Source organism: Exilibacterium tricleocarpae, assembly GCF_007004655.1.
GTDB classification, from domain to species: domain Bacteria; phylum Pseudomonadota; class Gammaproteobacteria; order Pseudomonadales; family Cellvibrionaceae; genus Exilibacterium; species Exilibacterium tricleocarpae.
The window spans coordinates 264,039-276,648 of the sequence record NZ_ML660095.1 but is presented as its reverse complement, the minus strand read 5'-3'; the positions used below and the strand labels follow the sequence as shown (position 1 = coordinate 276,648).

The following is a 12,610-nucleotide window of genomic DNA, read 5'->3' as shown; positions in this document are numbered from 1 at the left end:
GACTCCTTTTTATGAGAGTTTTTCCAGATACCGATCAAGTTCTTCTTCAGACAGCGCCTCCAGGTCCAGATCCCCGGACGACAGTCTCTGCAAAGCTATCTCCTCGTCAATCAGTCCTGCCAGACCACCAACCGTCTTCTGCGCATACAGAGCCCGAACATCAATATCGATGGAAAACCTGGCGCAAACTTCAGTTATCAGCCGAACCGCCAATAGCGAATGTCCGCCCAATCGAAAAAAGTTATCCTTGATGCCCACCTTTTCGACTTGCAACAGCATCTGCCACAGTTCGCAAAGCTGCCGCTCAGTGTCGGTGACCGGTTTCACATAGGCGGAAGCCGCCGGCGGGGTTGCCTCCGGTGCAGGCAGCGCGTCTCTATCGAGCTTTCCATTAGCGGTAACCGGCCAAGCCTCCAGCATTATGAACTTTGACGGGATCATATATTCGGAGAGGGTGTTTCTGAGGTAGTCGCGCAGAGAATCGATCAAAGCCGGCTGTTGTTGCGGTCCAGTTTTTACGGTTGTCAGTATATAGGCTATCAGGTAGTCGGCGTCCTCACTCGCCATGACTATGGCATCTGCCACCTGGTGGTGACTTTTCAGTACCGATTCTACTTCTCCCGTTTCAATCCGGTAGCCGCGCATTTTTATCTGGTGGTCAACCCGACCGACAAACTCAAGGTTTCCATCAGGCCGACAAACAACCAGATCGCCGGTTTTGTACAAACGACTGTCTTCCATCCGTTGAATGTCCACCGGCTGCTTACAACCGGAGAAACACCATACGGTATACTCCTGGAGACCATCTCGACTTCTGACGATATAGGGCACCTTGTAAACATCGATACCCGAGCCGCCCAGCCGGGCCAACTCACTGACAATCTTTGCCCGGTCTTCGTGGGCGTTCTCTCCCCGGGTAATCCTGTCGGTCTCTGCGGTATAAATAACAGGTGCGTCGATATCGCCGTCCTCCACGGCCACGACAGGTAGCAGTGTTTGTATAGAAAAGCGCCCTCCGGGCTTCAACACCGAGAAAATATTCTTTATCAGGTTAACGGGCTGTTCCACGCGGTCTATCGTCAAGGTGGAAATGGCGAAATCGAGGCTCTCCGCCGCCAGGTTGCTTTCCCGGTGAAATGACTCGGGTTCGACATCAATTTTTACCATCCGGGCATCAAAGCCGGCGGTGCGCGCTCTTTGCACAAATATCGGACTGATATCGAGACCGACAACCGAGGCCCCCAATTCGCTCAATGCCCGCAACACCTCTGCATTGCCAAAACCGAAATCCACCCCCTTGATATTGTCGTAACTGTCGAAGGGCAGTAGTTTGCGCAACACAGGTTTTCCCATACCACCTGAGGCATAGCTGTTCTTGATACCCTCCATAACGTAGCGCTGGAAACACTCATACGTGGTCGGGTTCGCTTCATGCCGGCGGATAAAGCGGGCAGTTTTACTCACCAGGTCTTCTGCATCCGGCCCTAATGCAGTCTCGACAATACGCGTAAGTTCGCTACCGGGGATGACTCGGTTGGCGTCTATACCGGCACCCGCCGTGTTTGTCTCAGCACTCGCGGCCAGGGGCGAATGCATAGCGCCGGGGTCGGCCAGTACGCCCCTGTAGCGGTACCGCGTATAGGCGGCAAACGGATTGGGAATAAATTTTTCGGCGGTCAACTCGGGCCGGTTAAGGTAGCCGCGGGCCAACCCCGCCCCCGCCAGGTAAAGCTCACCCATAACGCCCACCGGCGCCGGGTTATACCGACTGTCCAATACATAAGCCTTGGTATTGTCTATGGGTTTGCCGATAGGCACCGCCGTGTGATTGCTGAGTGAGTCTGCGCCGACAGCCGCTATATGAGAATAAACAGTGCATTCCGTCGGTCCGTAGCCATTGCGGAAATTGCAGTACCCGGACCAGGTTCTGGCCAGCTCCACAGGGCAGGCTTCGCCCACCGCGACTACCGTTAACGCGTCCGGCCTGGCAATTACCTTCGGGTTTAACTCCTTTAGCAGCGAGGGTATCAGCACGATGACATTAATGGCTTCGGTGTTGATGCTTGCCATTAAGTTTTGCGACGACTCCCGTCTGTCCAGCATCACCAGTGTGGCGCCGTTGAGCAGCGCCATAAACGTTTCCCCGACGGAACCATCGAAACTGTAGGAGGCGAACTGCGCTATTTTACTGCCGGCTGAGACCCCGTAGTAACGGGCCTGCCAGGAGGCGAGGTTACCCACACTTCGATGTGACACTGTGACGCCTTTGGGTTGGCCGGTGGAGCCCGAGGTGTATATTACATACGCCATATGCCGGGACTTTAACTGCAACGTAGCTACATCGATGTCAGCGCCGGAATAGGCGGCAAAGTATTCGAATCGATCCAAACACAGCAGCTGTCTGGAAGGGTGACGATCCCCCGCAACAAGCTTTTGCTGCAAGTGTCGGTGCGTCAAAACTATGCCAATGCCGGAGTCTTCCAACATATAGCGCAGGCGGTCCGACGGATAATCCGGGTCCAAAGGCACATAGGCGCCGCCCGCTTTGAGAACCCCGAGCAGGCCAATAACCAGTTCCGGCGAACGCGCCACGCACAGTCCAACCAGGGTATCGGGACCGACGCCCCGATCGATCAGCGCGCGCGCCACCTGGTTGGCCCTGGTGTTAAGCGCCTGGTAAGAAAGCTGCCTGTCCGCACAAACCAGCGCCAGGGCATCAGGGGTGCGCGCTGCGTGCGTCTCGAAAAGCCTGCCGACAGTTGCATCCTTTGGATAAGGGCGTGTGGTGCCGTTCCACTCGACCAGGGAGCGGTGTATTTCTGCATCTGCGAGCAGGCGGCTATGGTCTATAACCCGGCTTACATCCCTTATCATCTCGGCCAGTATATTATTCAGGTACCCCTTTATCCTTTGCAAAAATTCCCGGCTGAAAATATTGCTGTCCGCCATTAGCGTCAACTGATAATTCCGGGATTTAATATCTTTGGCACAGGTAAAGGTAAAAAGATAATTGGTCTCGACAAAACCATACTGCTCGATAACCTCCAGTCGTTCCTGGACTTCGTCCAGGACGTGGAAATTTATATAGTCGAACAGGGCTGCGGAAAAATCGAGACTGTTTTCCTGCTGGATACTGGCAAGCGGATAGTGCCGGTATTCGAGCATAGTCAGCAATTGTCGATACACCGCAGCCAGCAGTTGTGCCCAGTTATCGACAGGTTCAGGCAGCGAAAAGGGCAGAGAGTTTAAAAACAGGCCCAACGTCTTGTCACCACCGGCTCGCTCCGGGCGGCTGTTCAGCACGATGGAGCTGGCAACGGCCTGACCGCCGTTTAACAGGTTCAACAGGGTCATGTGGGCAGCTAAAAACAGTGTTTTCTCAGACACGTCTTGCTCCCTGGCCAGTTCCCTTAAGGCGAGGGACCGAGCCTCGTCAAGTGTCCACTCCAGCGCGATGCCGGCCGCCTTCTTTCTCCCGGTCCACCAGGGCAACTCGGTGTCGGCTAAATACCGGCGCCAGTAGTCTGCTGCCCGGGATGAATCCAGGGCCGACAATTCCTCTGCAACAAAGTAGCGATAGGGCAGTGCCGCGGTGGGATGCAGCGGCTGTCCCTTGAGAGAAGTTAGGTAACCGGTAAATACCTGTGCTATCAAGTTCGCCACGCTCCAGCCATCCAACAGGGCGTGATGGCACGATAAACTGAACTGGAAACTATCCTCACTGAACCGGTGAATGGTCACATACCAGAGTGGATCATTCCAACTGAAAGGCTTGGTTTTTTCTGTTTCGAGCCAATCGGAAAAGAGCCTGTCCCTCTCACTGCCAATAAGGGACCGGGCGTCTTTGACAACTACCGGCACCGGCAGCGACTTGTAGATTACATGCAGTGGTCGCTCCCCCTGGAAGCGCACCAGGCTTCTCAACAACTCGTTATCTGCCATGACCGCCTGCAAAACCCGGCGCAATGCCTCTTCCGACCACTTCTGCTTTAACCGGAAACTAATGATATCGTGGTAAGTGCCTTTCTCCAGATTGAGCTGGTTGTCATATATCATCCCTATTTGTAACATCGAAAGCGGATAAGCGTCTTCTATGAACTTATTACCTTTCAGGCGACGTAGTCGTCGAAGCTCGGTTTCATTGAGCAGGCTAAACGGTGCCACGTCGTTTGGCGCCTGCATATCGGCATCATTCTCGCTGACACAGATCGCCAGCGCGGCGATGGTTTGCGAGGTAAAAATGTCTTTCACAGTGAATCTGATACCGCGTTGCTTGGCCAGGGCAACCACTTTGATGGACAGGATCGAGTCGCCGCCAATACTGAAGAAGTTTTCATTGGTGCCGATGCTTTCCAACCCCAGGACTTCCTGCCATACGCCACACAGCTGATGTTCGATCTCGCTTTGCGGCGCCACATACTGATCGGCATGGCGCACTGCCAGGTCAGGCTCCGGCAGCGCCTCCTTATCAATCTTGCCATTCGGGGCCACCGGCAAACGGGACAGGGGTACAAATACAGCCGGCATCATATAGTCAGGGAGCGAGCGGGCGAGCAGTCCTCGCAGTGATTCCAGGTACTGCAACTGTTCGACCGTATTTTTCCCTTCGTAAGACGGCGATACTATATAGGCGACCAATCTCTGGGGCGTTCCCCTGGCAACGACAGCAACATCGGCAATACCCTCCAACCCCAGAAGCGCGGATTCGATTTCACCCAGTTCGATGCGAAAGCCGCGGATTTTTACCTGACTGTCGACGCGCCCGATATAAACAAGTTGCGCCGGCCGGCCTTCTGCATCAGGCAACCAGCGCACGAGGTCGCAGGTCTTATACAACCGGGCGCCGTTAGCGTCCGGGAACGGGCTGGGCAAGAAGCTTTCCGCACTGAGATCGGGGCGATTTAGATAGCCCCGGGCCAGTCCCACACCGCCAATATACAACTCCCCCAATACGCCGACCGGGCAGAGTTGCAATTCACCGTCCAGTACATAAAGTTTCACATGTGCAACCGGCGTCCCGATAGGTACCGGTCCGGCACTGTAGTCCCGGCAATCGTAAACGCTGCTCCAAACACAGGCTTCCGTCGGACCGTACTCATTTATCAAGCGGCAGCCCTGCCAGAGTGGATCGGCCCGGTGGCGTTTGATAAGCCCCCGACTGCATTCCTCACCGGCAACAATTACGGTTTTCAACCCGGGCGGGGCGGGCATCCCGGTTTGCAGCATGGCCATGTATACACTGGGCAGGGTGAGAAAGTGGCTGACCTCGCACTCTGACAAAAGTGTCTGTACGCTATTGGGGTCCAACCCTCCCCGCAGCTCTGCGATACACAGTTTCCCTCCACTCAGCAGCGTCCAAAAGATACCGGCAATGGAACTGTCAAACGCATAGGATGAAAACAGTGCAAAGCTTTCCGGCTTGTCGTGATACACATCAAATCTCGAAAGCGTCGATTTAACCAGGGCATCGTGCGCGACAGCTACGCCTTTCGGTTGTCCGGTGGAGCCGGAAGTATAGATAACATAGGCGAGGTGGTCGGGCAGCACGCAGGTCTCCGCCGAATCGATATTGTTGGCGCTGTAACCCGCCAACACCGCTTTGCGTATATCAGTGTCGACCAACACCAGTTGTTTGTCTTCGAGCGGCAGCACAGATAGCAGTTCTTTTTCCGTTACGACTATACCGGCACCCGAGTCCGCCAACATGTAACCAACACGGTCTTGGGGGTACCCGGGATCGATAGGTACGTAGGCACCCCCCGCTTTCAATATACCCAGTAAGCCGATAAGCATTTCTATCGAGTTGTCTACGCACAGTGCCACTAACACATCGGGCTTAACACCCAACTCCAGCAAGTGCCGCGCAATTCTGTTCGCCTCACTGTTGAGGTCGGCATAGTTTAGGGTGTCACCGTTACATACGACCGCTGCGGCCTGCGGTGTTTCCTCCGCCTGCTTTTCAAACAGCTTGTGTATGCAGATAGCTTTGGGAAAACGAGGATTGGAAACACAAGCTGCCGATAGCAGTTGGCTCTGCTCCTCGGCGGTCAGAATCGCCAGGTCTTTGATACCGGTATCAGGCTGTTTGATTATCTCCCGCAGTAACACGGCAAAGTTGCCCGCCAGACGGTTGACTGTGGTTTTATCAAAAAGCGCCGTCGCATATTCCCATAAAAGCTTAAGCGTACCGTTCTGCTCAAACACATCTAAACTCAAATCGTGTTTGGCCACCGCAGTCAAACTATCAATACCGCTAATGCACAAGCCGGGCAACCGGAGTTCGGCCAGCTCATTGTTCTGCAACGCCAGTTTGACTTGGAACAGGGGTGAGTAACTCAGATTGCGCTCGGGTCGCAGGTCATCCACCAGCCTTTCAAACGGTAGCTGCTGATGTTCATAGGCTCCCAACAGATAGTGTTTGCTGCGCTCGAGCACAGTGAGAAAGTCCGGATTGTCCGACAGATCCGAACGCAGAACCAGAGTGTTAACGAAAAAACCCACCATTGACTCCAACTCCGCCAGCTCTCTGTTGGCGACTGGAGTGCCGATCACTATATCGTCCTCATGGCTAAACCGGCACAGCAGCACGGCAAACGCCGCATGCAAAACCATAAACAATGTGGCATCGCCGGTACGAGCCAGCGCATTCAGTCCCCGGGTCGTATCAGCATCGAGAAGCTGCTCGCAGGTGGCCCCCCGATAATCCTGCTGCGCCGGGCGCGGATGATCCAGTGGCAGTCCATGCACCTCGGGAAGCTCCCGCAGGCGTTGCCGCCAGAAGTCCAAATGCGTGTTCAATACGTCGCCGCGCAGCCAGTGGCGTTGCCAATAGGCGTAGTCGGTGTATTGGAAAGCCGGCGTTTCGAGCGGAACCGGTTTTGCGCCGGTCAACGCCTGGTAAAGCTGTGGAAACTCACGCACTAAAATAACCCCCGACCAGGCATCGGCTGCTATATGGTGCAGAGTTATCAGTAAGACATGTGTTTGTTCAGCACATTTTAGCAGCTTTACCCGAAGCATCAGATCGGTGGCAAGGTTAAAGGGCTCGATGGACTCCTCGCGCATTAGGTGGGTAATGGCCTGGTGCTGGTTTTCCCCGTGCAGCGCCGTCAGATCATTGACATCGACACAAAAATCCTCACTGCTGTGGACCACTTGCAGAGGCTCGCCCGATTCACTTGCCTCTATTCCAGTGCGCAACACCTGATGCCGCTCGACAACGGCTTTGAACGCAGCCGCCAGCGCCGCGCTGTTTAAGCGGCCGTCCAGTCGCAGCGCTATGGGTATATTGTACTGATATTGACCCGGTTCTATCTGGTCGACCAACCACAACCGCTGTTGGGAAAAAGACAACACCGGCGGCTGATCCCCGGGGGCGGCTGCCAGCGCGGGCAAGGGCGCGGCCGGCAAAGATGCCGCCAGCGCCGTTTCTACACCAGCGGCCAGGCGCCGCACCGTTTTGCATTCAAAGACGGTGCGAACGCCGATATCCACCTTGAAAATCGCCCGAATCTGCGCGACCATGCGCACGGCTAACAACGACTGCCCCCCCAGTTCAAAGAAGTCGTCGTCAACACCGACCTGCTTGACATTGAGCAACACTTGCCACAACTGACACAGTCTATTCTCTATATCTGTTTCCGGTTCACTATACCGGTTGGCCAGCGGCGCAGAGAGGTCCGGCTCCGGCAGGGCGTTTCTATCCAGCTTTCCATTCGCAGTTAGAGGCAGGCGGTCGAGAACCACAAAAGCCGACGGCAGCATATAGCCGGAGACACACCGCTTTAGGTGTAACTTGACAGCGGCGATAAATTCGGTTTTCTCACGTTCCTCACTAAAACGACAACCGGCAGTCGATACGTAGGCGACCATCCGTACCGGCTCTCCCTGCAAGACCACTACAGCCTCGGAAACTTGTTCGTGCTCGCACAACACCGCCTCTATTTCCCCCATCTCTACACGGAAGCCGCGTATTTTGGCCTGGTAGTCGCTGCGGCCGACAAACTCGAGGCTGCCGTCATTGCGGTAGCGCGCCAAATCACCGGTTCGGTATAGTCTCGATGCGACTTCCCCGGACTGAGACCCGGTGGATACAAAGGGATTGGGAATAAACCTCGCCGCCGTTAAGTCCGGCCGGTTCAGGTAGCCCCGCGCCAGCCCCGCCCCGGTAAGGTAGAGATGGCCGACCACGCCGGTGGGCACAGGATTACAGGTATCGTCCAAAAGGTAGGCGTTGATATTGTCTATCGGCCTGCCGATAGGCACTGAAAAGCGTTCCAACGCCATCTCGCGGCAATTGACATTGGCAATATGGGAATAGACGGTGCACTCGGTCGGCCCGTAGCCGTTGTGAAAACGGCAGTGCTGTGACCACCTCTGCGCTAAATCGACCGGGCAGCTCTCTCCCACCGCCACAACATTCAGAGAGTTGGAATGGGAGATCAGTGACGGGTCCAGTTCCCTCAATAACGATGGCACCAGAACAATGGTCGTCAACATCTGGCGGTTGATGTTTTGCATCAGCTTTTGCGGCGACTGATGCCGGTCCAGCATCACCAGGGTCGCACCATTTAGTAACGCCATAAACGTCTCACCCACGGAGCCGTCGAAGGTGTAGGACGCGAACTGTGCGACCCTGCTGCCACTACCGGCACCGTAATAGCGCGCCTGCCAGGCAACCAGATTGCACAGGCCACTGTGTTGCAGCATGACGCCTTTGGGCCTGCCGGTGGAGCCGGATGTGTAGATAACATAGGCGAGGTGGGAGGGTGTCAAGCCGAGCTTGCGGACCGGTGGATTCCCGGTCGAATAGTGCGCCAGTATGGCTCTGCGCAGATGACCGTCAAGCACCAACACACGCCGGTCGCCCAGCGGCAGTTCCGATAATAGATGACTCTCAGTCAACACGATTTCAACGCCTGAATCGTTCAACTGGTACTGGATACGCGCCTCGGGATGACCCGGGTCTAACGGCACATAAGCAGCGCCGGATTTCAGGATGCCTAAGATCCCAATAACGGTCTCCGGGGATCGTTCGACACACAGTCCCACCAGATCATCGGGTTTTACGCCCTGTTCCAGCAGGTAATGGGCCAGTTGATTGGCCTCTTTGTTGAGCGCTTCGTAAGTAAGTTGCGTGTCTGCAAACACCACCGCAACGGCACTCGGATCTGACTTGACACAATCTTCAAACAGTTCCTGCACGCATCTGGTTTCTTGGAAATCTCTTTTCGTCGCATTCCAGTCGACCAGCAGGCGCTGCCTCTCGAGGGGCGTCATGACAGGCAATGTGCTTATCGCGGCCTGCGGCGTATCCACCACCCCCTTGAGCAACACTGCAAAGTGGAGCGCCATTTTCTCAATGGTCGAGGCTTCAAATAAAGCCGTTCCATAGCGCCAAAAAATATGCAAACCATCTGTTTTTTCATAGACATCGACGCAGAGATCGTGCTCGACGGTTGTATCGGGCAATTCCATCTCGGTGACAGACAGACGATGCAAGTCAAATTCGACGGTTTCATTGTTCTGCAAAGCGAGCTTTATCTGAAACAGCGGCGAATGACTCAGGCTGCGATCGGGCTGGAGCTCCTCCACCAATTTTTCAAACGGTATCTGCTGGTGGGTATACGCGGCCAATAGCAGCGCCTTACAACGCTGTAACAACAGGTCGAAACGCGGGTTATCTGACAGGTCTGTACGCAAGACCACCGTATTGACGAACAGCCCAACCAGCGGCGTGAACTCAGACCTGTCTCGATTCGCCACGGGTGCGCCCACCACAATGTCCGTCTGACCGGAGTGCCGGGACAACAGCACGGTGAAGGCGGCGTGCAACAACATAAACAGAGTCACACCGTGAGATTGCGCCAATGCAGAGAGCCGCATTGGGACTTCACCGGTCAGGACCTGTTTGTAGCTCGCGCCAGCGAAACACTGCTCAGCCGGTCGCGGTCGGTCCAAACGCAGCCCGTGCAATCGCGGCAGGTTATTTAGATGTTGGCGCCAGTAATCCAGATGCCGGCCCGCCATGCCGGTAGACATCCAGGCCCTCTGCCACCTGGCATAGTCGCTATACTGAACCTGAAGCGCCGGCAGGATATTTTCACTGCCGTCGTCAAGCTGGTTATAAAGAACACTGAGTTCCCTGATAAAAATACTCTCAGACCAGCCATCAAAAGCGATATGGTGCAAAGCTACGAGCAGAATGTGTTTGGACTCAGCCAGCTTCAAAAGCCTGACCCGGATCACTGCATCGGCATCCAGTCTAAAGGGCGTCGTTGCGGCCTGTCGTGCGTAAAGCAGTACGGCCTGCGCCTGGTATGCCTCCGGCACCGGCGTCAACTCTACAATCGGGATGGTCACTTGCCCGGGCACCTGTAAAACCGGTAGCGGCTCTGCAGATTCATTCGTTTCTATTTTCGTGCGCAGTACGTGATGTCGGGTTACGATCTGCCGTATCGCCCATTCCAGCGCAGGGTGATTGAGTCGACCCACCAACTCGAAAGCCCTGCAGATATTGTAGGGCGTAGTGTCGGGGTTGATGCGATCGATCAGCCATAGACTTTCCTGCATATACGACAATTGCAGCGGCACTTTACTGTCGCGCTTATCGGGAGACGCCTGTTCGCGGACACCGCTCGCGGCAATAACACGGGCCAAACTTCGAATCGTTTGATTCTCAAACAGGTCTCTCAGGGTGATATCGCAATTCCACTCATCCCGAATGATGGCGATAAGGCGTGAGGCGAGCAGCGAGTGTCCGCCCAGAGACAGGAAATTGTCCTGGGCGCCGATGCCATCCAGATCGAAAACCTCTTGCCAGATGGCACACAGCCTCTCCTCCAGAGCAGTGGCTGGAACAAAGTTTTGGTCAGTTTTTACCGCCGACAGGCTTTTGAGACTCGCAAGCGCCTCGATGTCGTTCTTTATATAGCGCTCTCTGGTCAGACGGCGCTGCACTTTGCCGCTGGAGGTTTTCGCCAGGCTGGCAAACCTGATAAAAACGATATCCTCCAGTAAGACATCGTAGTCCTCGAATATCGCCGCCTGTATATTTTTGCAAGCCGCCTCGTAGTCGAATGCCCTGAGTTGAAGCCGCTCGACTTCCTGTATCAGAATTGCCTTGCCCGCCACTTCAAAAGCAACGCCGCCTCCCCGCACCAACCCCGGCTGGACATCCTGCGCCAGCCTCTCCATATCCTGGGGGTAGTAGTTTCTACCTTTGATAATCAGCACATCTTTAAGACGTCCGGATATAAACAGCTCTCCCTCATGGAAGAACCCTAAATCTCCGGTACGCAGATACGGTCTCGGATCGTTCGCCAGCTTTACCCCAAACGTCTCCCTGGTCTTTACCGCGTCATTCCAGTAGCCCTGCGCCACACTTGGCCCCGAAAACCAGATTTCCCCCACCCGGTTTTCGGGCAGTTCGGTGCGGGACTCAGGCGAGACAATCTTAAGCCTATGGCCGGAGGGGGCGTTTCCGCACCCCACCAGCACCTGCTTTTTGGCGAAGCTAGCATCTGTCTCAGCCAGGCCGACGCCGAGGGAAACCGAATTGTAAGACTGTATTTTCGCTGGCTGGGAGGGGACTCCCCCGGAGATAAAGACGGTGGCTTCCGCCATCCCATAGGCCGGATAGAGTGCCTGTGGCCGAAAACCGGCCGCCGCAAAGTGTTCGGCGAACTTTGCTAACGTATTGGCATCCACCGGTTCGGCAGCATTGAAAGCGACCCGCCAGGCACTTAAATCAAGGCCGGCCAAACGGTCTTTCGCAATGCGGCTTATACAGTGATCAAAGGCGAAATTCGGCGCGCCGCATATAGTTGCCCGACTGTCACTAATTGACTCCAGCCATGCCCGCGGCCGCTTCACAAAGCGGGCCGGCGACATCAGAATCGAGTGACAGCCCAGATAAACAGGCAGCAGCAGCGTGTTGATAAGACCTAAATCGTGAAACAGCGGCAACCAATTGCAAAACACATCGGACCGGGAACACTGGGCAGCCTCCTCGATAGACGACAGGTTGGCCAGGATGTTGGCGTGGGATACCATCACGCCTTTGGGGGAGCCGGTTGAGCCCGATGTATATTGCAGGAATGCCAACTGATCGGCCTCAGCGGCCGGCAAGACCTCTGCGCCAGCGGGGCACAGACACTCATCGAGCGTTAATGCCGATATCGGCAGGCTGATGTTTTTCAACGAGTCATTCTTGAGCGCCAGCCGCGCACCGCAATCCTGGATGACGGCGGCTATTCTACCTAAGTGCCTGGCATTTGCAGGTGGATACAGAGGTACTGCCAACACTCCGGCATAGAGACAACCGAGAAATGCCTGTATATAATCCAACCCCTGAGGCAGCAGTAACACCACGGGATCGCCTGGCTTGATACGACCGCTTAAATACCGGCAGATTGACAGCGCTTTTCGATGCAGTTCGGAAAAACTAATGCCGGTGCTTTCGCCGCTATCTTCAATGTAGGTAAAGACTCGATCAGATGGGTGGGTATTTGCGTGAGCCGCCAAATACTCTCTAATTGTTTTCATCACCATCCCTCTTGTGGCCTTGTAAGCTCACCAGTTTTATGCGCTGTCTGTTAGCAACGCCGGC

Annotated in this window: 1 protein-coding gene; it reads right to left on the bottom strand. The window is 55.2% G+C overall.

All coding sequences use genetic code 11. The features are described from left to right. Positions 1-9 precede the first annotated feature (9 nt). On the bottom strand, positions 10-12,546 hold the full coding sequence (locus FKG94_RS15705) for a non-ribosomal peptide synthetase (protein WP_179957672.1): 12,537 nt from the start codon (positions 12,544-12,546) through the stop codon (positions 10-12). Between the last annotated feature and the right edge of the window lie 64 nt (positions 12,547-12,610).

What these genes read in the sequence shown, in the direction of transcription:
- FKG94_RS15705 (WP_179957672.1), bottom strand. Translation starts at nt 12,546, where the DNA reads ATGAAAACAATTAGAGAGTATTTGGCGGCTCACGCAAATACCCACCCA.